The sequence below is a fragment of the Pseudomonas sp. KH_046_2 genome (genome assembly GCF_057838985.1).
The window spans coordinates 1,195,437-1,218,283 of record NZ_CM174480.1; the positions used below are offsets into that span (position 1 = coordinate 1,195,437).

Sequence of the window (22,847 nt, forward strand, 5' to 3'; positions counted from 1 at the left end):
TTCGGCTTTCAACCTTTTTAATCGCGTGCAGTGCACAAATAGGTGATCACTATGTTTAAAACATCAAAGACCGTCATTTCGATGATGTTGATGACGTTGGCCAGCGCAAATGCGTATGCGCTCGTGGAGCGAGAAACCTTTGAAGTATCGGTCACCATCCCGACGGCGGAATTTTATGTGTTGCCGACCGATCCGAACTGGATTGGGCGGGAACAAAAACTGGCCTGGAATTTGACTACGCAGGAACTAAGCCCGCTGCGTAAACAATTCGATGTCAAAAACAGCAATGGCGAGATCACTGCGCGATTAAGTGAAGAACCTTATTTGAGCAATGGCAGAGACGTAGACAACATTGCTTTGGACGTTCAGTTCAACCGAATCAAGCTCACGGTACATGATGCGCCTGTCATTTCGGAAATGGACGGCAAAACCGGCAAGCGTGTGGAACTGCTGATTGCGGCAGTCAAACCGGATGACGGTTACAAGCCCGGTGAGTACTACGGCAGTGTACATATGATTTTTGAGGCCATTGCTCCTTGATCTTGCTTTGGGCAATAAGTGGCGGGTGTTTTCATTACGTTGGAATTTCAGGTCAATTCATAATGAAGTTGTTTTTTTCGCCAAGAACAATGGCGGCGTTCTCGCTGGCGGGAGGCTTGCTGGCCGGGTTGCATACCCCGCTCGCCGGAGCGGTGGTGCAGGAAATAAGCGCCAAGTTCATACCTGATCCGGCGAATCCCTTGCTCAACAAATTTATCAACACAACGCCACAAAGCGGACTGTGCACAACCCATATAGCTACCCGCTGTAAGCAATTAGGCATCTTTAGCCTGCAGGTACCCACTTTGAAATTTCTTTCTTCAAAGCCTATTCCAGCCGGGCATGCCGACCCCAGGCAGGGGGCGACTTTCAGTGTGCCGTCGAGCTGGCGCGAACTGGACGTCGTCCACAGTCGTACGGGGGAGCGAGAGACCGTTGAGGTGCGAGTCGCCGGAATTGGTGGTACCTGGTGGATCGCGAGGCCACCGGGAGTAAGTGCCTGGGCACGGCCGGGGAGCACCGATTGGCGCGGTCCATGGACACGTCCGCCCGCCCCCTGTACGGGTCTGAACATACCTATCGCCGGCGTCGCTCATGCGTATTTTTTTTGGCTCTATCCTGAAGGAGCGGGGGCCTGCGGAGTAGTGCCTTCTGTGGATGTTCCCAAATTCGACCACTCTTCGGTCGAGTACGTCTATGAACTCAGGACGCCCAACCCTCTGGGTATGTCGTCAGGGCAATATCAAGGTTCATTGACTTACACCACGGGTCCGGGTGGTGACTTCGACATGGGCGATGTCATGCTGCCGACTGACTCGTCGATCACGCTCAATTTCACCCTGGATGTCCAGCATTCGCTCAAAGTTGAGATCCCGCCGGGCGGCCATCAAGTCGAACTACTACCCCAAGGCGGTTGGCAAGCCTGGTTGAATCAAGGACGTAAACCGGTGCGGTTGTTCCGGGACCAGACGTTCAATGTTTCTTCCTCATCACGGTTCAAGATGCAGCTCGAATGTCAGTATGTCGTGGGCAATACCTGCGCACTGCGCGACACGGGCTCTGCCGATCTTGTGCCCTTGAATACCAGCGTGACACTGCCATACGGCTTGACCGATGGAGCGGGACAACCTGTTGAGCGTCTCCCCCTTCGACTTGATGGCAGTGGCACTGAGTTGTTTCAACCTGGTTTATACGTCGATCGAAAGCCGGGAACCCTGCACTTTGAAGTGGCTCGGGAGCACGTCGAACAGATGTTGCGTGAAGGGGGAGCCAAAACCTATACGGGAAATGTCACGGTGATCTGGGATTCGGAAGTGATCTGACAACGCGCCCCTGAAGGCTCATTTTACGAATTCTTCAGGGGCGGTATCAGCTATCGATCGTTTAAATGTTGGCTCTTGTCATGGCTTCTCGAGTCAAACGTCTTGCTAGTTCTTTTTCTTCGTCTCCCAAGTCGATGAGCAGTCGATTGTAAGTATCTTCACTTATTGGAGTGCCGGAAAACACTACGTCTTCCTGAATCGAAAAACCCTTCATGAGTCCAATAAGTCTGGTTCGCAAGTCCAAGCGTTGGACTTTCGTCAAATGCGTCGAATAGACCCACTCAAGCTGGGTGCTTAGTAACGTATCGAGCCGCTCTGATTTACTCAGATAGAGCTGTTTGTTTTCTTCGAACTGCGAAGGGTATGTTTCACGAAGAAAGCGTTCCCAGAAGTCCAGCTCAAGCATTTTGTTGACCAGTCCATCACCATTCTCCAAGGACAGAACTGTTTCGTAGGCGCCGTCAATCATGGCATCGGTGACGCCGGACACCGGCCGGTAAAGCATGGATTCGGATTGCCAAGGCAGGCCCAAACGTCCAGCCAAGCCCGTCTGATAAGCCAGGTAGACTTCCACTTCGTCAGGGTTGCCTTCACGGCTGCTCATATCGGCCCGGGCGATATCGTTTACCAGTTCCAGTCGCGCGGAACCCTTGGCTAGCATCACTAATTTATTTTCAAGTATCGCTGGATCGGTGGAGTAGGCGTGCGCCTCAAAGGCGAGTACCTCAATCCCCATATTGTTGAATAACTGCGCACCCGCATCGGCACATCTCACGGGATCCTTCGCCATTGTGAATAGCTTTTCCCTAAGCTGGGTGTCGATGTAGACGGCATCAAGCATGCGCCACAGGCGATCCAGTAGCTGTGTCCGAGCTTCGCCTCCAGCACGATAATCAGCGAAGCCCTCTGCCCCATTAACGATAGACAGAAAAGGTCCGGAGTTGGGTTCGTGTTTCAGTTCCTCCCAATGATTGATGCGTTCAGGACTCACGTCGGGAGCACCGGACCATATCGATATGGCCGGCGGGATCTCGATAATAGGCGACGCACCTATCTCATTGGGAAGGCCCAACCATTGACGTATTTGATTAATCCTGAGACGGTCAGAACTCGATAAATTCTCGATATCGAGGCGTGTTAGACCTACCACCCATGCATTTGGCGAATTATGAATCACTTCAGGTATTAGATTGATTGGATTGCCCCGCATGTCTAAAACAAACGCCTGAGGTCTGCGTCTGGTAAAAGTGCCGGTTGGCCAAGTAGTAATGCCGGTGTTCCTCAATCCGACAGTATTTAGTCGGGGCATGCGCTCAATATCCGGCAGTAGGGTTAATGGATTGTCGTCCAGCTCAAGAACTTCCAGATAAGTCAGATTCCTCAGTTTCTCGACAGCGGGAGGGTCCAGGGTAATAGCGTTTGAACTCAATCGCAGGCATTCCAAGCGATGCATGGCACCGATGCTATCTGGCAAGCGAGTCAGTTCGCAGTGGTTGGCATTGAGTTCTCGCAGGTTTGGAAAGTCCTTTAGCACCCCGTATAGCTCGCTGGAGAACCTTGTATTGTCGAGCTTGAGCACGGTTACTTTGTCGAGATATTTTTTTAGTTTTGGGCGTTTGGACCACCAGGTTTCCAGATCCAGTGGCAGTAATTCCCTGGAGAGATCGAGAGAGTAGGAGTATGGATCGGTGCGGTTACCAAGCCCTGTATTTTTCCGCTCGTAACAGTCAATGAGCCGTTCGACTATGTGACTTCCCCCACCGCCTTGAAATCCATTGTTGTCCGAAACCGGGCTAACGGGCTGTTGCCGCTCCCAGTGTTCGAGTATCCCCCGCAACTCCGCGAGATCCTTTTCCTGCTCCTCTATAGCCTTAAGTGGTTCATCTGTGGTGCTCAAAGCATTAGCAAATGAATTAACTTCGGCCTCGCTGAAGTGCGGATGAAGATCCTGAATGCGCTCGTGCAGTGTTTTTCCTTCCTTGCTGAGTCCCCCTCCACGAACCAATAACATCGTTTCATGCTGGGCAATCGGTCGGATTGGGGGTGTAGCAAGGACAGTCCTGCGCTCGCTGGGCGGCTCTGATTTAGCGATGACCCATTGCCTGAACCATTCGCCATTGCCCGGCCTGTAACCCAGTGCGTTTCGTCCGTTCCTTTGTGTGGCATGGATCAGGGCTTCGAAAAAACCATCTGGCCCATGGATCGGCTGATCCAAACCATCACGCACTTCATATTTGCCTGCGTCGTCTCGAATCAACACCCGCACCTGCGCTGCGTCTTCTGGCCCAGCGCTACAACGAAGCTCGCCGTCGAATGTTGCCTGACGAATTTCCAGGCGCAGATTGCCGAAGGTGTCGGTATTGATACGCAAGGCGCCCAAGGCCAGGCGTTCGGTGTCGATGTTGCTCAAGGTGTCGCGGTACAGACCTTGGGCGGCACGGACCGATTGCGTTTCGAATTGCAGTTCCCGTGCCCGGGTTTTCAGGTTGAGCGGCAGGCGTTTGTTTTGCGCGATTTGCTGGCGCTCCGATGCCGTGGCGCTGGCGAGGACTTTATCCGCGATGGTTTCAGGCAGCTCGGGGAAATCAGCGAACAGCAAGGCGGTTTCGGGGGATGAGGTTGCGCTGTTGCTGGCGTCAGGGCCGAGGCGTTGCAGGGTGTCAGTCAGCAGCGCAGGAGGTGGGGCATTCTCGACATGCATCCTTCGCAGTTCGGCTTCGTCGGTGCCGCTGATCTGGCGAATCTGTTCCAGTTGTTCGTCGTTGAAGCCGTCGGTGGTGTGACCGATGCGTCTCATCAACGTCGAGCCTTCCCACCCTCGCGGATTTTCCGTTTCGCTGACCCAGGCGCCGTGTCCGTTGTGCCGCAGGGTGGGTGCGTACGCGTCGGGTCGTTGCGGATGCCGGATGCGGTGTTGTTCCGTGACCGGGATCTCCTGCACTTCAAAGTGTTGGTTGTCCAAGCGGATAATCTGTTGACCCTGGTGTTGATAAATTCCCCGTTGATCGGGCTTGGTGCTCGTCGGCAAGTCCAGGTCCGGTTGTCGATAGGGGCGCAGGTCAGGGTTCCACAATCGTGTTTTACCGTTGGCCAACTGCACCGGTTTCAGGCTTTCGAAAAACGGTGAGAGCTTCGCTCGTGCGACGGTACCCAGCTCAGAGCCTGCCGCGAAAGCCCCCAGTTGCACGATACTTTCCAGCACGCCGATCGCCTGTTCACCCGCTTCGGCCAGACGGCCTTCGGCCAGGTCGACAATCCCCTCGACCACCTCTTCGGTCAGTTGACACGCGGTATACACCAGCATCAACACACCCATTTCGGGCACGAACGGTGTCACCACCATCAAGGCAATGTTGAAAATGTCCGAGAGCATTTTTTCCAGGTTGTCCCACCAGGCCCAACGGGCCATGCGGTCGGCGTATTCGGTGGAAATGGCGATTTCCCGGGCGTCGTTGAGAATCTTGTTCAGTTTCTGCCGATAGCAATAACCCCACAGATCGCTTTTGAATTCGGTCTCGCGATCGTCCCGGATGTTCGACACGTGAAATTGCAGATTGGGGTTATCCACAGCCGTTTCGCGCCAGCTCGGCAAGTCGGAATACGCCGGGACCGGCTGCCATGTGATCCGGCTCAAACGCTCATTCAATCCGGCAAAAAAATGGCCACGTTGCTGATGCGGGACGAACTGGCTGAAGAACTGTTGATAGCTGTTGGCGGACGAGCCGTCGCGCAACTGACGTGTCAGTTCGGCCATGAATTCAAGCGACGATGGATACTGCTTGAGCGGGTGCTCCGGGTCATGAGGGACGTAGGCAATCACAGGGACGGGGCTGGTGGCGTTGGCTGCGTCGGCGGCAATGAGAACGATGCCGGTCAGTCGCGTGTCCATCATCGCCAGGTTGTAATAGCCGACGGGTTGGTCGTGCCATTTCAAGCGTGAACGGTCATCGAGCATGCCCTGGATTACGTCATGAGCGGCCTGATCAATGTCGTTTTTCATCAGCGCCATTTGCGCCGCGACATTCAACGCGCTCTTCTGGCTGAGAATGACTTTGTAGCGCAGAGCATTGCTGGCCACTTTCTCGGCTGGTAGTAAACACGCGTTCAGGTGCTCCTGGTAGCGGGCACCGATGTCCAGTTCGCGACACAGGGACTTGAACTGATCGATGCTCAATTTGTGCTTGAGCCGTTTCACTGTGAAATGGCCGCGGAAATCGGGGCGTGTGATGAAATCGGAGTCTTGGGTAAACGCCTCGTCGCGGGAAAAGTTGTGCAGCGCGGCATCCAGTAGCGACACGGTCCGGCTGGTGGTTCCAGCGGAGAAATCATGCACCCACCATGAAGTTTTTACCGGCACATACAGGTGCAGCCAGGTCTCCTCGACGTCCTCTTCGACACCGAAGCGGTCCTTCAACGCCTGTTGCAGCAGAGGTTTGGCAAAGGCGTACACATCCTGCAGATTGTGCAGCGCCTTATCGACATTATTTTGCGAAGTCCAGTTGAGCTTGATGGCGTTTTTCAAACTGCGGTGATTCGCTGCCGAAGCGTTCTTGTGCCAGTCGGGAAGCTCCACCTTGACGGATTTCAGGGCGTTGACCCGCGTCATGGAGGTACTGCGCAGCCAGGCGGGGATGGCCTTGCTGACTGTTTCGAAGTGGATGCTTGTATCGGAATGGGCGATTGAGGGTTGGTCAGACCCTTGAATCGCCTGAGGAAAATTAGACATTGCATGATCGTCCGTTGATCAGAATGGAGCGACCAGACTAAGTAAATGACGTGTCCCGAAAAAGCTCAAAATTTGTTTGCAAAAATGTCGTTTTCGCTTGGATGCTCCCGAAATCAAAGAGTGAAAAGTACATAGTTACCACCCACCATTTCCACCGTTGATCCTCGCTCAACGAACAGCCGTCCTCGCGTTTGGTTCGCACATCGTGTGGGTGCCCGGTTGCAGGTACGGCGTCAGAATCGGTGCCATGCCTTTGAGCACCTGCACCGGCAACGCCGAGGTGAAGGTGAAGCTCTCCGCCGAGCGGCCCGGCACATACGCCGTCAGGGTGCCGAAGTGGGTATCGCCGATGTAGAACACGAACGTGGCCGTACGGTTGAGCGATTTTGAACTCAGAATCCGCCCGCCGGAGCCGATGGCTTCGATACGGTTGTCGCCAGTGCCGGTCTTGCCGCCCATGGCCAGCGGAGTACCGTCGGGCAGCTTGAAGCTGCCGGCAACACGTTTGGCCGTACCGGCATCCACCACCTGTGAAAGGACTTCGCGCATGGCGGTCGCCACCTCGGATGGCATCACCCGTTTGCCGACGTCCGGGTCATTGATCAGTTGGGTTTCAAAGGGTGTGTGCGCGGCGAAATGCAGGCTGTCTATGCGTAGCGTTGGCATGCGCACACCATCGTTGAGGATGGTGCCGATCAATTCGGCCAGGGCGGCCGGACGGTCGCCGGAGCTGCCGATGGCGGTGGCCAGCGACGGCACCAGGTGGTCGAACGGATAACCGACTTTCTGCCAGCGCTGGTGGATGTCGAGGAACGCTTCGATCTCCAGCATGGTGCGGATGCGACTGTCGCGGGCACCCTTGTGCCTGCTTTTGAATAGCCAGCTGTAGACCTCCTGGCGCTCGAACTGGCTGGCTTTGACGATGTCGCCCCACTTGGCGTCAGGGTGATTGAGCAGGTAGCCCATCAGCCACAGGTCCAGGGGGTGGACCTTGGCGATGAAGCCCTGGTCCGGCAGGTCGTAGGAGCCGGGACCGTAGGCCTCGTAGAGTCGCACGAGACGTTCATCAGTGAGTTTTTCCGTGAGCTTGGCGCCGGTGAGGTGCGAGCGCACGAAGGCGTTGAAGCTTTCCTGACTGGCCTGTGGCAGTAGGTAGCGGTGCACGGCGGCCATACGGATCGGGGTCGGCCGCATGCTGTCGAGGAAGGTTTCGAGCCGGTCCTGGGTGTCCTTGTTCTTGTACTTCTTCCAGAACTTGAGCAGGAACGAAGTGCCCTCGCGGTCTGCGAATTCGGCCAGGTACTCCTGACGCCGCGGATCGCGGTCGTCCTTGAGCAGTTCGGCACTGCTGTTGGGGCCGGAGTAGATGGTGTAGCGCACCAGGTCTCGCATCAGGCGGATGAACGGCAGGTTGATCGATTCGCGCAGGGCGTCGCGCAGGGGCGGTATCCGGCCGTTGTCTTCCTTGCGGAAGTTGTTGAACACGTGCAGGCCGCCACCGGTGAAAAACGCCTCGCCGGGGCTGGCGGAGTATTTGCGGTCCAGGGCGGCGCCGAGCATTTTTTTCAGGTCGCGGTCCTTGTTCTCGATCATGTAGTCGACCGCCCAGCGGCTCAGGCGATCCTGGTCCGGCACGTCGACTTTCTTCAGTTCCGGAACGGTCATGCCGACGTATTTGTCGTGCAGCTCGGCGATGATTTGCAGGTAGGTGGTCAGCACACGCATTTTTGCGGTGGAACCCAGTTCCAGCTTGCTGCCTTCGTTGATGTCGAACGGCTGGTCGGTGCTGTCGGTCTGCACCCGAACCCGCGAGCCGTCCGGGGTCAGTTCGAACAAGGTGAAGCTGTAGCGCACCTGGGTGGTGCTGGTGGTGGTCAGGAGGCGCTCGCCGATCAGGCCGATTTGCGTGGCAAACTCAGGGTCGGCCAGTTTTTTCAGGTACTCGGTGGCCTCGGTCTGCAACTCGCCCTGCAAGGTGCTGGTGGCGGACAGGTCAAGGCGGTCGAGGTCATACAGCGGGCGATTGAGCATGCCGGCCAGACGGCTGCGCGCCACACTGATGCCTTTATTGGTTTCAATCGGTTGAATGGTCGGCTGGGTGGCCCAGTCGCGGTAGGTCACTTTGCTGGCCAGGGCGGCGGCGGCGAACTCGGCGTCGATCACATGGTTTTGCGCCAGCAGGCGAATATGGCTGTCGGTGAGGTCGGCCAGTTCATCGTGACCCTTGGTCAGGTAGTGCGACGGGCGGCGCTGGGCAATCATCAGCGATAGCATCTCACGCAGGGCCAGGCCTTTTTCCGCCATGGTCTTTGGATCCGTAGCGGTGCTGGACAGCGCTTCGTTGGCCTGATTGAAGTCGGAGCCGTACCACACGCGCAACCCTTCAGCCATGCCGTGCACTTCACCGTGGCCTGGTACGGCCGACAGCGGCACGCTGTTGAGGTAGTCGCGAACCACGTTCTGCCGGGCTTCGAGGGTTTGTGGCCCGGCCTGGTAGGCGCGCACGGTGGCGGAAATCATCTGGCGAATCTTTTCCGCGCCATTGACCGTCAAGCCATCGGGGGAATGCCGGTACTTCTCCAGTTGCGTGGCCAGGGTGCTGCCACCGGCGGATTGGCCGGGCACGTGCAACATTTTGGCCAGCTGGGACCACGCCGCCATGCCGAACCGAGGCCAGTCCACCGCCGGATTGGCCAGCGGTTGCCTGGGGTCGAGCAGGAAGCGGTTCTCGATGAACAGCAGGCTGTTGACCACCACCGGCGGGATCGAGGCAAAGGTCGAGTAAAGCTGCTGTGGATAGTTGTACTGGTACAGCGGTGCTGCGCGGCAATCGGTGATCGACAGCCCGGCCTGGATTTTTTCGGTGTAAGGCACGAACAGCCCCTTGTCGCTGTACTTCAACAGCGCCGGGGAAAAGCGGGTTTGCGCCTCGACGACGAAATCGCGCTTGATCAGGCGCGGCAGGAACTCATCCAGAGAGCTGTAGCCCAGACGCCGATCGAACGGACCTTCCCCCGGATAGCGAATCGCATCGCTGGGGCCGGGTTTGAGCTCATAGTTCAGGGACGCGGCGTATTTGCTGACTTCCCGGGCCTGGAACTTCGAGGTGCGCATTTCCCTCGCAGCCGCCAACCCCACGACAACCGCGATTATCAACAACAATAGCCAGAACGCTCCCCATCCGTGCCTGGAGCGACGGGGTTTTTCAGGTGTAGGCGCTTCATCCTCTCGTTCATTCGGAACCACGGCTTTACTCGAATCGGTTTGCCACAAAGCGCCCATAGTCGACTGATCCATTCACGCAGATTGATCGGACTTCACTGAAGCTTAGACGGTGGTTGGCGAAGGTGAAAAAAATGTGAAGGGCAAAATGTCGGGTAATAGCCTCTTTTTGTGGCGAGGGAGCTTGCTCCCGCTGGGCTGCGAAGCGGCCCCCAGGAAGGTGAATGCGATTTGTCTGGATAATATGTTTCACCGGCTTTACGACTGCTGCGCAGTCGAGCGGGAGCAAGCTCCCTCGCCACAGGGGGATCAGCCAGCCATTTGATCAGAGCCAGCAGGCATCCCAGAGCGGGTAGTCGCCGATTTTCTCCACAAGTCCCGCCCTGAGTGGATTGGCAACAATGTAGCGGGCGAACGGTAGAAGGTCCTCTCCATCGCGAATGGCCCGGTCGTGGTAGCCGGTTTGCCAGAAGGCACCGCTCTCGTTTAACGCCCGGTTGATCGTCAGTGTGCTGCGGGATTTGATGGCCTGCATGAGTTGCGCCAGCGTGTACCGCTCAAGCTGAATTAACCAGTGGAAGTGGTCTGGCATGATGACCCAGGCCATTGAGTTGACCCATTTTTGCTCGTGGGCCCGCCTGAACTCCTCAACCAAAAGGCGTCCAAGCCGCCAATCCGCGAATATTTGGCGGCGTTGATGCACGACTGCCGTTATTAAATAGCCCCGTCCTGGTTCTGAGTAACGTCCGCGGCGCAATAGATGTGAGTTTGGACGGGGATGCATTCCGTTGCTTCCTTCAGCGGTTGTCTAAATACGCTAGCTCCTTGTTTTCTTACTTGTATCTGCATTGGCTGAATGAAATTTCTCCGCTTATTGAAGGACTCAAAGCAACGTGTGGCGAGGGAGCTTGCTCCCGCTCGGCTGCGCAGCAGTCGCAAAACCAGAGGTCCGGATCAACCAGACAAATCATGGTTGCTGAATTGAGGACTGCTTTGCAGTCCAACGGGAGCAAGCTCCCTCGCCACAGTGGGGTGGCGGTCTGAAACACTTGAGTTAGAGCTTTGTAGGCTTTTTTCTGGGCATGACGATGCACCATTGTTGTGCAATACTCGGCGCCGTTTTTCCCACTGATCTTGCGGGTTTTTCCTACAAGACGACTCTGCCCACGAAGCAGAACCGGTTCGGGAGGCGATGGCTTATCGGTCAGCGCTTCGCCACTCGGTGGTCATATCCAATAACAAGACGAGGTTGTCCCCCATGCCCGTAGGCAATCACCTGCCCCAAGGCGAGACCGCTCAGGGCGGTCCGCTTAAACGCGAACTCGGCGAACGGCATATTCGCCTGATGGCACTCGGTGCCTGTATCGGCGTCGGCCTGTTCCTGGGCTCGGCCAAGGCCATCGAAATGGCCGGTCCGGCCATCATGCTGTCTTACATCATTGGCGGTCTGGCGATCCTGGTGATCATGCGCGCCCTCGGCGAGATGGCCGTGCACAACCCGGTCGCCGGCTCGTTCAGCCGTTACGCCCAAGACTACCTCGGCCCGCTGGCGGGCTTCCTGACCGGCTGGAACTACTGGTTCCTGTGGCTGGTGACCTGCGTCGCGGAAATCACGGCCGTGGCGGTGTACATGGGCGTCTGGTTCCCCGATGTGCCGCGCTGGATCTGGGCGCTCGCTGCGCTGATCAGCATGGGCTCGATCAACCTGATCGCGGTCAAGGCCTTCGGTGAGTTCGAGTTCTGGTTTGCCCTGATCAAGATCGTCACCATCATTGCGATGGTGTTCGGCGGCATCGGCATCATCGCCTTCGGTTTCGGCAACGACGGCGTGGCCCTGGGGATTTCCAACCTGTGGACCCACGGCGGCTTTATGCCCAACGGTGTACAGGGCGTGTTGATGTCGCTGCAAATGGTGATGTTCGCCTACCTGGGCGTGGAGATGATCGGCCTGACCGCCGGTGAAGCGAAGAACCCGCAAAAGACCATCCCCGACGCCATCGGCTCGGTGTTCTGGCGGATTCTGCTGTTCTACGTCGGCGCGTTGTTCGTGATCCTGTCGATTTACCCGTGGAACGAAATCGGCACCCAGGGCAGTCCGTTCGTGATGACTTTCGAGCGCCTGGGCATCAAGACCGCGGCGGGCATCATCAACTTCGTGGTGATCACCGCGGCGCTGTCGTCCTGCAACGGCGGCATCTTCAGTACCGGGCGCATGCTCTACAGCCTGGCGCAGAACGGCCAGGCCCCGGCCGGCTTTGCCAAGACCTCGAACAACGGCGTGCCGCGTCGTGCATTGCTGCTGTCGATTGGCGCGTTGCTGTTGGGCGTGTTGCTCAACTATCTGGTGCCGGAAAAGGTGTTTGTCTGGGTGACGGCGATTGCCACCTTCGGCGCGATCTGGACCTGGGCGATGATCCTGCTGGCCCAGCTCAAGTTCCGCAAAGGCCTGAGCGCCAGCGAAGCGGCCGGTCTGAAGTACCGCATGTGGCTGTACCCAATCAGCTCGTACCTGGCGCTGGCGTTCCTGGTGCTGGTGGTCGGCCTGATGGCGTACTTCCCGGATACCCGCGTGGCGCTGTATGTGGGCCCTGCGTTCCTGGTGCTGCTGACGGTGCTGTTCTACGTGTTCAAGCTGCAACCGACCAATGTTTCGCAAGGTGCGGCGCGTTCGGTTTCGTAAGCTCCAACGCTTGAAATGAAAAAGCCCCGGTCGTAAATGATCGGGGCTTTTTGGTTTTGAAGATCAATGGATCGCAGGCTGCGATCCTTTGATTGTCTGGTTCAACCGCTTGTTGAACTCAAGCCACGCCGCCAACAGCGCCATCAACCCGGCGCCCACCAGCGCCGTGAAGATCTGCATGGCAAAAGCATCGTCGGTCAGCGCATTGACCATGTCCGCCAATGGCGCCAGCAGCACGCCCAGGCAGAAAATCTCCAGCGAGAAACGACCCATGCGGCAACTTTGCTGCGCGAGCCAGTGTTGCGTCCATCCGCTGTCGGGAATCATTTTCGCCGTGACGTAGGCCAGTGCCAGGAAATGCAGCAGACGCACGGGGGACAGGTCGGTCTTGCTGATGGGGTACAGGACGTTTTGCAGGCTCGCTGGCACCACGGCATCGTGTATGTCCGGCCAACGCCACAGGACAGTCAACACACCCGCGACCACGACATACAGCGCCGCACCGACAAACAACGGCTGGCGAACCAATGGGCGGGTCTCGGGCAAGCGCGGGCGCTGGCTGTGGATCGCAGCGGCACCGCCGAGCACGAACAGCAACTGCCAGGCGACCGGGTTGAAATACCACACGCCGTCCTTGATGGCCGCCAGGTTCCAGCCAGCCAGCGGTACCATCAGATACAGCGCCAATGACATCGCGACCACCACCCAGGCCTTGTGCACCAGAATCGGCAGCACCAGGGGCAAGCCCGCCAACAGCACGATGTACAGGGGCAACGGGTCCATCAGGTTCGGCTTGAAGCGCAACAGCAGTTCATCGATCAGGGCCTGCTGAGGGTTGCTGATGAAATGATGCATGCCCATTTCCTCCACCAGGTCCCGTGTTTCCACGTGACTGTTGGCGAAAAACACAATGCCCATCAGCATCGCCAGCAGGAAGATATGCACCACGTAGAGCACCCACGCCCGGCGCAGGATTTTCACGCAGGCGATCAGAAAGCCTTCGCGCGCCAGGACTTTGCCGTACGCCAGCACGGCTGCGTAACCTGCCAGAAACACGAAAACCTCGGCCGCATCGCTGAAACCGAAGTTACGCAGGGTGATTTGCCCCAAGGGGTTGTGGGGCACGTGATCCCAAAAGATGAAGATCAGTGCCAGACCACGAAAAAAGTCGATCCGGTGATCGCGCGCTAAGGTCATGGCAGCAGGCTCGTAACAGCGGGTGAAAATGGGATTGGCCGCGGGCGCAAAGGCCGCGCGCCCAAGCAGCGGGGCGCAGGGTGGACTGATTCGCGGGCAATTGCAAAACCGGGATATTACCGGATGTCTCGGGTGTTGCCCCAAGGCTCAACCGCTGGTCTGAAAGGTCCAAAAACCTGCGATTTCTGACAGTAGACAGGCTCAAATGACAATGAGTACAACGTACTGAAAGCGGGAGCCTCACATGAGACTGTTGTGGAAAGGGCTGTCCAGTTATACGGTGATCGGGGTCGCCAACACCCTGATTCACTGGCAGATCTTTTTCCTGTTGAGCGTGGCGGCCGGCCTCAGCCAGGCGGTCAGCAACCTGGCGGCCTTTTGCGTGGCTGCGTCGTTTTCCTTCTACATGAACGCGCAATTTACCTTCGCCGCCAGCGCCACGGTCGCAGGTTACCTGCTGTTTCTGTTGGGCATGGGGGCATTGAGCCTGGGTGTGGGCCATCTGGGCGACATCTGGCGATTGCACGGTTTGTTCACCGTGGCCGCGTTTTCGGCGTTGAGCCTGGTGCTCGGTTTCCTGTATTCCAAATACGTGGTGTTCCGCGAGCGTGATCAATGAAAATCTCGCTCATAGTCCCGGTGTTCAACGAAGAGCAGTCCATCAACCTGTTTTATCAGGCGGTGCGACGGGAGTTGAGGCTGGGCGACACCGAAGTCGAGATTGTGTTCATCAACGACGGCAGCTCCGACCGCACGGCCGAACAGGCTGCGGCACTGGCCCAGGCGGACGATCAGGTCATGCTGATCAATTTCTCGCGCAACTTCGGTAAGGAACCGGCACTGTTTGCCGGCCTGGAGCATGCCAGCGGCGATGCCGTGATCCCGATGGATGTCGACCTGCAGGACCCGATCAACGTCATTCCGTTGTTGATCGAACAATGGAAAAAGGGTGCCGACGTGGTACTCGCCAAACGCCGCAGCCGGGCCGCCGACGGCTACCTCAGGCGCCAAAGCGCGTCGATTTTCTACCATGTGCTCAATCGCATCGCCTACACCCGCATCGAGGAAAACGTCGGGGACTTCCGGCTGATGGATCGCAAGGTGGTCGACGTGATCCGTTCCCTGCCCGAGCACCAGTTGTTCATGAAAGGCGTGCTGTCGTGGGCCGGGTTCAACACCGTGGTGGTGGAGTTCGAGCGGCCAGGAAGGGTGGCGGGGAGCAGCAAGTTCAATGTCTGGAAGCTGTGGAACCTGGCCCTGGAAGGCGTGACCTCGTTCAGCACGGTGCCGCTGCGCTTGTGGACTTACGTCGGTGGCGGCATTTCGATTTTCGCGGTGCTTTACGCGGTGTACATGGTGCTGGACAAGATTTTCTTCGGCAACAGCGTCCCCGGTTATCCGTCGCTGATGACCGCGATCCTGTTTCTCGGCGGCGTGCAACTGATCGGCATCGGCATCCTCGGCGAGTACATCGGTCGCATCTATATCGAGGCCAAGCACCGGCCGCGTTACGTGATCAAGGACATCGTCGGTGGTAAAGACCGGGGCGGGCGCTAGCATGGGCCGGTTCAACGATTTCTTTGTTCGCGAGCTCAGCCGGCATCAGGTCTGGCGGTTTTTTCTGTTCGCTACCTTGGTGTATGTCCTGCCGTTGATCCTCGCGGACTATCCCTACATCGATGACAACTGGCGCTCGCTGGCGGCGGGCATGGCCTGGGCCGAACAGGGCCGGCTCTTCGCCCAGCTGTTCTACAACGCGCTGACCTTCAGCCCTGCCGCGCCGAACATCTTTCCCTTGCCCTTGTTGATCGCCACGCTGGCCATGACGTCGGCGCTGACCAGCCTGACGTTCCATTACTTCCGCCAGCCCAGCGTCGCTTGTTGCCTGGTGTTGTTGCCGCTCTGGTACAACCCGTTCTTCCTGCAGAACCTGTCCTATCAATACGACGGTCCCACCACGACCCTGAGCCTGGTGGCGGTGATCTACGCCATCACCTTTCGTCACCCGTGGCGTAGCGTGCAATGGCTGGTGCCATCGTTCCTGATTGCACTGGCGCTGGGGTTGTATCAGATCAGCCTGAACGTGTTCCTCGGCCTGTGTTGCCTGGAGTTGCTCAGGGCCGCGAACGATAAAACGTCCCCGGTGCCATGGCGCGACCTGCTGGGCTGGAAAGCCGCCCAGGTCATCCTCGGCTGGTTGATCTACAGCGTCAGTGCTTATCTGTTCATGGACTCGAATCGTACATTGCTGCTCGATTGGGCGGCGCATCCTTTATTGCAGATCCAGATCAACATCGGCCGGGTCCTGGAAAAAGTCGTGCTGCTGTTCCATGGCGGATGGCTCTGGGTGTTTGCCGTGTTGCTGCTGGTGGCAATAGCCGGAGCGATGCGGTTGGGACTGAACGTCGCGGCGCGTCAGGATGATGCACCGAAGAAGCTGCTGATCGGCCTGATGTGTTTGTTGACAGTGCCGGTGGTGACGCTGCTGGTGTCCGGTTTCGCGCTGTTTTTCCGCGATTTCAACGAGGGCGCCCGCACCTTGATGGGCTTCGCCGTGCTGCTGGTGTTGCTGTTCTATTTGAGCCATCTGGCGCTGGCGTCGATCCATGAACGACTGCCACTGTTGTTGGTCATTCCGCTGCTGGCCATGTTGTCGTTGTCGTTCGCCTATGGCCGGGTGCTGACGGTGCAGAAAACTTTCGCGTCCACGGCACTGGCCAGCCTTTCGTACGACATCGCCAGCCGTCAGGCACTGCGCGAAGCCAAGCGGATCTATATGTCGGTGAGTTATTCCGACTACTGGTTGCTGGCGGCAGCTGGCTCGTTCAAGCAGTTGCCGGTGCTGCACTACCTGCTCAATACCGACTTTTACATGCTGGCCGAGAATCTGCCGAAAGCAGGTATCACCAACGTGGTGGCGGAGCGGGAGCGGCGTAACGCGACGCGGGTCGGTTATCAGGGCTATCCGGCGCTGGTGGAGAGCCAGTACTACCGGATTTACCTGTTAGGTGATTACGGTTTCATCGTGATGAAGGAGCCGACCCCGAGCAAAACCCTGCGGTGGTGACGCACGATTTTGATCGGGGTGGCGAGGTCATGCAGCTTCTATTTCACTGGGCTCGAAACTGTCGGCCCGGGCCATCTGCCACATCCGCGAGTAGAACTCGCCGTTCACTTCGCCGGTCAGCAACTCCCCCGGTTTGAGGAATACGTGCAACTGCGAGAACAGCTTGATCTCGGTCGCCGACATGCGTCGCACCAGGTGCTTGGCCGACAGTTGCGACGGATGTTCGAGGCCGGCGGCAGCGAGCATTTCCGCCAGGGCCTTGAGGGTGTTGCGATGGAAGTTGAACACGCGCTGGGCCTTGTCTGGCACCACCAGCGCGCGTTGGCGCAGGGTGTCCTGGGTGGCGACACCGGTCGGGCATTTGTTGGTGTGGCAGCTCTGCGACTGGATGCAGCCGATGGTTATGGCCCCCAAAACTCAACTAATGCCCGGTGAGTGAGTGAGTACGGGCCATGTGAGTAGTTGGGTGTACTACTCACGAACCGAGCGTGACGCTTCCCGCAACGGAAAGGGAGCCCTAACCACCCACCAGAATCGTATCCCCATTCGGCACGATGGCCTTATCCCCTAGGTGAATAAGCTTGAATTCAACGTTATGCGTGGCCTCTCGATACGCCGCCTCGCTGTCGTCGAATGACGCAGCAACGATGCTCTGAAGGTTCTTCTGGGAGGAAAGCTTTTGGAGCAATGCCAACTGGCTTTTCGTTGCCATCGAGTGCTGCTCGGGTCGCTCAACGGCGCCGGGCGCATGGAGTGGCCGATGAATTCGAAGCCCGACTGATACACATCGATCAGCGTGCCGAAGGGTTTGTCGGCGGTTTCATTCTTGGCCCGGGAGTAGACCAGTGAGCGCTGGGCCCGGGAAAAGGGCAGGGCGTCGCTGTCGGATTCGAGCAAGTACTGGCGGATTTCCGGGCGGATGCCTTCGACCAGGTAGCGGATATTGCCGAGGATCGGGTAATTGCGGCGCACCGCATGTGGGCTTTGCAGCAGATCGAACAGGCCGATCAGACTGAGGATAGCGGTGACGGCGGTGATCGGCCAGAGCCAGTCATAGTCAAGAAAAGGCAGGCTGGCGAGGGTGAAGATCACGCAGACGGCAAAGAAGGCGTAGCGGCTCAGGAGTGACAGGCTCATACGGTTTCCTTGGGTTCGGACTCAATAACATTCAGTGCAGCGGGTGCATGGATACAGAGATCCCCTGTGGGAGCGGGCTTGCTCGCGAAGACGGAGTCACATCCAGCATTTTTGTTGACTGACACACCGCTTTCGCGAGCAAGCCCGCTCCCACATGAAGCAAAGCACCTCACCGGGCATTCAGGCATTTTGTGCCTGGAGAAAAATCGAAAACAGCTCGGACTGGGATTTGATCCCCAGCTTGCTGTACATGTGCTTCTTGTGGACTTTCACGGTTTCGACAGAGATTTCCAGCTTACGGGCGATCTCTTTACTGGAGCAACCGCTGAGCATCAAACGCCCGACATCCAGCTCCCGGGCCGTCAACTGCGCACCTTTGAGCTGTTGCACCGAAGCCTCCAGCTGTACCCGCCAATCGGCTTGCGGTGGTGCGGGGGCCAGGGCCACGACTTCGTTGATTTCATAGGGTAGACGCTGGCGCAACAGGCTGAGCACCCACGGCTGGATCAACGACAGCAAGGCGATCTGCTGGCCGCTGAAGCGCTGCTTGCTGCCCAGGGACAGGCACAGCGTGCGGTCGCCTTCGAGCTGACAATTGAACTGGATTTCGTCGGCCACCACATTCAGACGAAAGTAGCGCTGGTAATACTCGGTCAGCTCGAAGTGCTCCGGGGCCACCTCCGACAGACGATACAGCCCGGTGCGCGACTGCTCGCGACAGGCGATGTAGAAGGGGTCGAGCAGGTACAGACCGCGCAGGTAATCCTGGAACAACTGGTCAGGGCTGCCGTCCTCGCCGGGGCACTCGGCAAACACCTGGGGGCGCTGATTGGCGCTGAAAAGCAGCGCCACCCAGCTGTCGAAGGACACGTACTGGTCCAGCAACCGGACAAGCTGGGTCCAGAAATTGGGCTTGTCCAGAGCGTCGATCAGTTGCCCCACCGAGCGGTGCCAGGCGATGTCGTCCAACGAGAGTGTCATGCATCTACCCCTATCGTATTACCCCGGCGGCGTAATTCCGCGCCCGGTTGCTTGCTGCGCATACTGGCGCACAGACACCGACCGGGCAATCTTTCTGCCGCCCGGCGCATAACAAGGAATACCCATGAAGGTCGAACTCGCCCAGTTGGCAGGCCGTGACAACAACACCGCTTACAACCTCGAACGCACTCTGGCGGCGATGGCTGCGTGCGCAGCCGATACGCAGCTGATCCTGTTCCCTGAAGGGCACTTGATGGGCTTCCCTTCGGCCGAGTCCGTGGCCATCGGCATGGCCGAGAACGACAACGGCCGCTTCTACAACACCACGCTGCTGATTACCCCTGAAGGCATCGCGCTGAAATACCGCAAGACGCACTTGTGGGCCTGCTGATTTGCTATGACATCGAATTCCCCGAAAGCGCCCGCGCACTGGCGCAGTTGGGGGCCGAACTGTTGATCGTCACCAACGGCAACATGGACCCGTACGGCCCGAGCCACCGCACCGCGATCATGGCCCGCGCCCAGGAAAACCAGGCGTTTGCGCTGATGGTCAACCGGGTGGAAGAGGGTGACGGTGTGTTCGCCTTTTCCATTTCAAGCCTGGACAGGTTGTATTTGCTGTTTTTTTTCTTCGTGTCTTTGTTTGTCGCGAGGCAGGGCGTTAATGCAGTAGTTGACGTAGTAGAAGGTGAAAAGTCCGGTATAGACCAGGTTCATGCGTAGTTCGAAGTTGTGTTCAGCCAAGGCATATGCCCTTAACACCCTTCGTACACGGAAACACCAGAGCAGGGTCAGCAGTAAATATAGTATGAACAGAACACCTATAAGGGCGAATGCATAGTAGTGAGATACCGAGCCGAGAGTTCCGATAGAACCAATGATGATCAGGTAGAAGACAAATAAAGCCGGGCTCATCGTCTTGATGTGGGTGACCTCCTCAAGTGCCGTGAAGGTTTTGTACATCCAGACATTTATATAGAGCCCACCAGTCAATAGTCCCAGTAGAAGGAGAGGAAACGTTCTGGTGTTGATTTTTTCTTTCAGCGTTGAAATGTCGGACATGCAAGGCGTTCCAGTGGCGGCGGAGGGCGATTGACCGGTGAAGATCGGCAGAACACGCTACCAAAGTCGTTCGTGGGAAATTTCCGGGCTTGTTGGCGGATAGTTCTGGATTCATCCTTGGCCGAGTTTTGAAGGCGTGGGATTCTGTGCATCCCTCAATATGGACCTGTAGTCAGCGATGTCTTCTTCTACTGATGTTTCACTCAATCATTCCAGGCTCATCCGCATCGCCGCCGCCCTGTTGATCGGCCCCGACGGTCGCACGTTGCTGGTGCGCAAGCGCGGTACCACGGCGTTCATGCAACCGGGTGGCAAGATCGAACCCCATGAGCTGCCGATTCATGCACTGGCCCGGGAGCTGGAAGAAGAGCTGGGTCTGGATATCGACCCGGCGCAGGCCGTTTACCTTGGTCACTTCTCGGCACCGGCCGCCAACGAGCCGGGATTTGTCGTACACGCCGAACTCTTTCAGTTGAATATTGATGCAGACGTCACCCCGGCGGCGGAGATCGAAGAGGTGATCTGGATCGACCCGGCCACTGACGGCGATGTCAGCCTGGCGCCATTGACTCGGGACCTGATCCTGCCGTTTTATCGAGCATCGCTGACCGCGATCGCCTGATCATCACGCAAAGGACCTCGCCCATGATCCCGCTTCAAGACCTGCTGATTTTTGCCGCTGCCGCGTTGCTGATGGTACTGACGCCGGGGCCGAACATGATCTACCTGATCTCCCGTTCGATCTGCCAGGGGCGCAAGGCCGGGGTGATCTCGTTGCTTGGGGTGGTCGCCGGATTCTTCGTGCACCTGTTTGCCGCCGCTGCCGGTTTGACCGCGGTGTTCCTGGCCGTGCCGATGGCCTATGAGGTGTTGAAGTGGGCCGGTGCGTTATACCTGTTGTGGCTGGCCTGGCAGGCGGTCAAACCCGGTGCGCGCTCGCCGTTCGAGGCGCAGCAGTTGCCCCCGGATTCGTCGCGCAAGCTGATCACCATGGGCTTTCTGACCAGCGCCCTGAACCCGAAAATCGCGGTGTTCTATCTGTCGGTGTTTCCGCAGTTCATCACGCCGGAGCACGGTTCGGTGTTCAGCCAGAGCATCATCCTCGGCCTGACCCAGATCAGCGTCAGTTTCTGCGTCAACCTGCTGATCGCCATGTTTGCCGCGGGCATCGCCTCGTGGTTCGTCAACAATCCGACCTGGTTGGCGATGCAGCGCTATTTCATGGGCTTCGTGTTGTCGGCGCTGGCGCTGCGGCTGATGCTTGAGCAAAAACGGATGGTCTGAGGATGTGGATCGAACGACTGGATGCCAGCCATGCCCTGGCTTATCGAGAGCTGATGCTTGAAGCCTACGACTTGCACCCGCAGGCTTTCACGTCGAGCGTTCGCGAACGTGCAGCGATGCCGTTGGCGTGGTGGGAATCGCGCCTGACCAGCAAGCTCGATGTGGTGTTCGGGGTGTTCGAAGAAGGCAAGTTGGCTGGCATTGTCGGGCTGGCGTTCGAGTCTCGGGAAAAAGCCCGGCACAAGGCGACGTTGTTTGGCATGTACATTTCGCCGACGGTCCGTCAGCGCGGGCTCGGCTATCAACTGGTTCAGGCGGCATTGGCCGAGGCGCGCAAGCAGGCGGGGTTGCGCCTGATCCAGTTGACCGTCACCGCCGGCAACAATGCCGCGTTCAACCTCTACCGGCACTGCGGTTTCGTCCAGTTCGGCCTGGAACCGATGGCGGTGCGGGTGGGGGAAGATTACTTCGACAAGATCCATATGTGGCGCGAAGTATAAGGATCACCAAGATTCCTGTAGGAGCGAGCCTGCTCGCGATGGCGGCGTGTCAGTCAATGCAGATTTTGAATGTCAGACCGCTATCGCGAGCAGGCTCACTCCTACAGGGATTTTTGTCGCTCTATCGAACCGCACTAACCCCATCCAGCGTCGAAAACGACGTGTCCTTCGCCGTCAGCAAAAAATCCCGCATGTACGGCGCATCCAGCATGTCGGCGCGGATCGCTGCGTATAGTGTGGCGAACAGACCTTTCTCACCCAGCCGCTTGGCCTTCACATAACCCCGTGAGCTGTATTCATGCAGCGCCCAATGGGGCATGCCGCACACGCCGCGACCGCTGGCCACCAGTTGCATCATCATCACCGTCAGTTCCGAGGTGCGGACCTGGGCCGGTTCGATGTCGGCGGGTTCGAGGAAACGGGTGAAAATGTCCAGTCGGTCCCGTTCCACCGGGTAGGTGATCAAGGTTTCCGGGAGCAGGTCTTCGGGGACGATATAGGCCTTGCTGGCCAGGCGGTGCTGGTTGGCCACCGCGAGCATCGCTTCATAAGTGAACAGCGGTACATAGGTGATCCCGGCCAGATCCACCGGGTCGGAGGTCACCACCAGGTCCAGGTCGCCACGGGCCAGGGCTGGCAGCGGGGCGAAGGAGAAGCCCGAGGCCAGGTCCAGTTCGACTTCCGGCCAGGCGTCGCGGAACTGGTCGATGGTCGGCATCAGCCACTGAAAGCAGCTGTGGCATTCGATGGCCATGTGCAGACGACCGGCGGTGCCCCCGGCCAGGCGACTGATGTCGCGTTCCGCGGCGCGCAGCAGCGGCAGGGTGGCGTCGGCCAGTTGCAGCAGGCGCAAACCGGCGCTGGTGAAGCGCACCGGTTTGGTCTTGCGCACGAACAGCGGCATGCCCATGCGCTCCTCCAGCTCCTTGAACTGGTGGGACAGGGCCGACTGGGTCAGGTGCAGGCGATCGGCCGCATCCACCAGGCTGTCGGCTTCGCGCAGGGCGTGCAGGGTCTTGAGGTGACGGATTTCAAGCACCGGGGGCTCCATGAGGAAAACTTGTCGATAAATCGAAAATGGTGAGTTTGTCTCATGTTGATGCCGCTGTCGACCATAAGCACGGCGGAG

15 protein-coding genes and 2 pseudogenes are annotated in these 22,847 nt (G+C 58.0%); 10 read left to right on the forward strand and 7 right to left on the reverse strand.

What is annotated here, in order from left to right; genetic code table 11:
- The first annotated feature begins 51 nt into the window (after positions 1-51).
- Entirely contained in the window at positions 52-540 is a 489-nt protein-coding gene (locus tag AC3IX1_RS05395) for a CS1 type fimbrial major subunit (protein WP_489387406.1), read from the forward strand.
- 62 nt (positions 541-602) lie between these two features.
- Entirely contained in the window at positions 603-1,862 is a 1,260-nt protein-coding gene (locus AC3IX1_RS05400) for a hypothetical protein (RefSeq protein WP_489387407.1), read from the forward strand.
- 61 nt (positions 1,863-1,923) lie between these two features.
- Here the strand turns inward: AC3IX1_RS05400 and AC3IX1_RS05405 are convergent, their stop codons facing one another.
- The 3 genes from AC3IX1_RS05405 to AC3IX1_RS05415 form a co-directional block, all read right to left on the reverse strand.
- On the reverse strand, positions 1,924-6,588 hold the full coding sequence (locus tag AC3IX1_RS05405; protein WP_489387408.1) for a dermonecrotic toxin domain-containing protein: 4,665 nt from the start codon (positions 6,586-6,588) through the stop codon (positions 1,924-1,926).
- Positions 6,589-6,756: 168 nt separating this feature from the next.
- Positions 6,757-9,870: a transglycosylase domain-containing protein gene (locus AC3IX1_RS05410; protein WP_489387409.1), complete on the reverse strand. Its 3,114-nt coding sequence runs from the start codon at positions 9,868-9,870 to the stop codon at positions 6,757-6,759.
- Between the two features lie 265 nt (positions 9,871-10,135).
- Positions 10,136-10,594: an REP-associated tyrosine transposase gene (locus AC3IX1_RS05415; RefSeq protein ID WP_489387410.1), complete on the reverse strand. Its 459-nt coding sequence runs from the start codon at positions 10,592-10,594 to the stop codon at positions 10,136-10,138.
- Positions 10,595-11,068: 474 nt separating this feature from the next.
- Here AC3IX1_RS05415 and AC3IX1_RS05420 point away from each other — a divergent pair, with 474 nt between their 5' ends.
- Positions 11,069-12,490 carry an amino acid permease gene (locus AC3IX1_RS05420; RefSeq protein ID WP_489387411.1) on the forward strand — a complete coding sequence of 474 codons (1,422 nt, stop codon included), beginning with the start codon at positions 11,069-11,071 and terminating at the stop codon, positions 12,488-12,490.
- Between the two features lie 63 nt (positions 12,491-12,553).
- On the opposite strand, the gene AC3IX1_RS05425 is transcribed toward AC3IX1_RS05420, so the two are convergent.
- Positions 12,554-13,687, reverse strand: a complete 1,134-nt coding sequence (locus AC3IX1_RS05425; protein ID WP_489387412.1) for an OpgC family protein — start codon at positions 13,685-13,687, stop codon at positions 12,554-12,556.
- A gap of 244 nt (positions 13,688-13,931) precedes the next feature.
- Between AC3IX1_RS05425 and AC3IX1_RS05430 the strand changes: the two genes are divergently transcribed.
- From AC3IX1_RS05430 to AC3IX1_RS05440, 3 genes are read left to right on the forward strand one after another with little or no spacing between them, the layout of a single operon-like run.
- Positions 13,932-14,306 (forward strand): GtrA family protein, encoded by a 375-nt coding sequence (locus AC3IX1_RS05430; protein ID WP_489387413.1) that lies wholly within the window; start codon positions 13,932-13,934, stop codon positions 14,304-14,306.
- The gene (locus AC3IX1_RS05435) at positions 14,303-15,244 is read left to right on the forward strand and encodes a glycosyltransferase family 2 protein (RefSeq protein WP_489387414.1); all 942 of its coding nucleotides are present in this window, start codon (positions 14,303-14,305) and stop codon (positions 15,242-15,244) included. The genes AC3IX1_RS05430 and AC3IX1_RS05435 overlap by 4 nt, the downstream gene beginning before the upstream one ends.
- Before the next feature lies 1 nt (position 15,245).
- Complete coding sequence (locus AC3IX1_RS05440; protein ID WP_489387415.1) at positions 15,246-16,754, forward strand: glucosyltransferase domain-containing protein; 1,509 nt, start codon at positions 15,246-15,248, stop codon at positions 16,752-16,754.
- Positions 16,755-16,973: 219 nt separating this feature from the next.
- Here the strand turns inward: AC3IX1_RS05440 and AC3IX1_RS05445 are convergent.
- Positions 16,974-17,891, reverse strand: a pseudogene (locus tag AC3IX1_RS05445) (glutamate synthase-related protein); the annotation flags it as partial.
- A gap of 180 nt (positions 17,892-18,071) precedes the next feature.
- Positions 18,072-18,872 (reverse strand): helix-turn-helix transcriptional regulator, encoded by an 801-nt coding sequence (locus tag AC3IX1_RS05450; RefSeq protein WP_489387416.1) that lies wholly within the window; start codon positions 18,870-18,872, stop codon positions 18,072-18,074.
- Between the two features lie 124 nt (positions 18,873-18,996).
- On the opposite strand from AC3IX1_RS05450, the pseudogene AC3IX1_RS05455 reads away from it, so the two are divergent.
- From AC3IX1_RS05455 to AC3IX1_RS05470, 4 genes and pseudogenes are all read left to right on the forward strand, one after another.
- Positions 18,997-19,463, forward strand: a pseudogene (locus AC3IX1_RS05455) (nitrilase-related carbon-nitrogen hydrolase); the annotation flags it as partial.
- Between the two features lie 649 nt (positions 19,464-20,112).
- Positions 20,113-20,556, forward strand: a complete 444-nt coding sequence (locus AC3IX1_RS05460; protein ID WP_489387417.1) for an NUDIX hydrolase — start codon at positions 20,113-20,115, stop codon at positions 20,554-20,556.
- 23 nt (positions 20,557-20,579) lie between these two features.
- On the forward strand, positions 20,580-21,218 hold the full coding sequence (locus AC3IX1_RS05465; RefSeq protein ID WP_489354518.1) for a LysE family translocator: 639 nt from the start codon (positions 20,580-20,582) through the stop codon (positions 21,216-21,218).
- Between the two features lie 2 nt (positions 21,219-21,220).
- On the forward strand, positions 21,221-21,718 hold the full coding sequence (locus AC3IX1_RS05470; RefSeq protein ID WP_489387418.1) for a GNAT family N-acetyltransferase: 498 nt from the start codon (positions 21,221-21,223) through the stop codon (positions 21,716-21,718).
- Between the two features lie 121 nt (positions 21,719-21,839).
- On the opposite strand, the gene metR is transcribed toward AC3IX1_RS05470, so the two are convergent.
- Entirely contained in the window at positions 21,840-22,757 is a 918-nt protein-coding gene (gene metR / locus AC3IX1_RS05475; RefSeq protein ID WP_007985733.1) for a transcriptional regulator MetR, read from the reverse strand.
- Positions 22,758-22,847: the final 90 nt, after the last annotated feature.

Coding starts and splice junctions, on each gene's coding strand:
- AC3IX1_RS05395 (WP_489387406.1), top strand. CDS start 52: ATGTTTAAAACATCAAAGACCGTCATTTCGATGATGTTGATGACGTTG.
- AC3IX1_RS05400 (WP_489387407.1), top strand. CDS start 603: ATGAAGTTGTTTTTTTCGCCAAGAACAATGGCGGCGTTCTCGCTGGCG.
- AC3IX1_RS05405 (WP_489387408.1), bottom strand. CDS start 6,588: ATGTCTAATTTTCCTCAGGCGATTCAAGGGTCTGACCAACCCTCAATC.
- AC3IX1_RS05410 (WP_489387409.1), bottom strand. CDS start 9,870: ATGGGCGCTTTGTGGCAAACCGATTCGAGTAAAGCCGTGGTTCCGAAT.
- AC3IX1_RS05415 (WP_489387410.1), bottom strand. CDS start 10,594: ATGCATCCCCGTCCAAACTCACATCTATTGCGCCGCGGACGTTACTCA.
- AC3IX1_RS05420 (WP_489387411.1), top strand. CDS start 11,069: ATGCCCGTAGGCAATCACCTGCCCCAAGGCGAGACCGCTCAGGGCGGT.
- AC3IX1_RS05425 (WP_489387412.1), bottom strand. CDS start 13,687: ATGACCTTAGCGCGCGATCACCGGATCGACTTTTTTCGTGGTCTGGCA.
- AC3IX1_RS05430 (WP_489387413.1), top strand. CDS start 13,932: ATGAGACTGTTGTGGAAAGGGCTGTCCAGTTATACGGTGATCGGGGTC.
- AC3IX1_RS05435 (WP_489387414.1), top strand. CDS start 14,303: ATGAAAATCTCGCTCATAGTCCCGGTGTTCAACGAAGAGCAGTCCATC.
- AC3IX1_RS05440 (WP_489387415.1), top strand. CDS start 15,246: ATGGGCCGGTTCAACGATTTCTTTGTTCGCGAGCTCAGCCGGCATCAG.
- AC3IX1_RS05450 (WP_489387416.1), bottom strand. CDS start 18,872: ATGACACTCTCGTTGGACGACATCGCCTGGCACCGCTCGGTGGGGCAA.
- AC3IX1_RS05460 (WP_489387417.1), top strand. CDS start 20,113: ATGTCTTCTTCTACTGATGTTTCACTCAATCATTCCAGGCTCATCCGC.
- AC3IX1_RS05465 (WP_489354518.1), top strand. CDS start 20,580: ATGATCCCGCTTCAAGACCTGCTGATTTTTGCCGCTGCCGCGTTGCTG.
- AC3IX1_RS05470 (WP_489387418.1), top strand. CDS start 21,221: ATGTGGATCGAACGACTGGATGCCAGCCATGCCCTGGCTTATCGAGAG.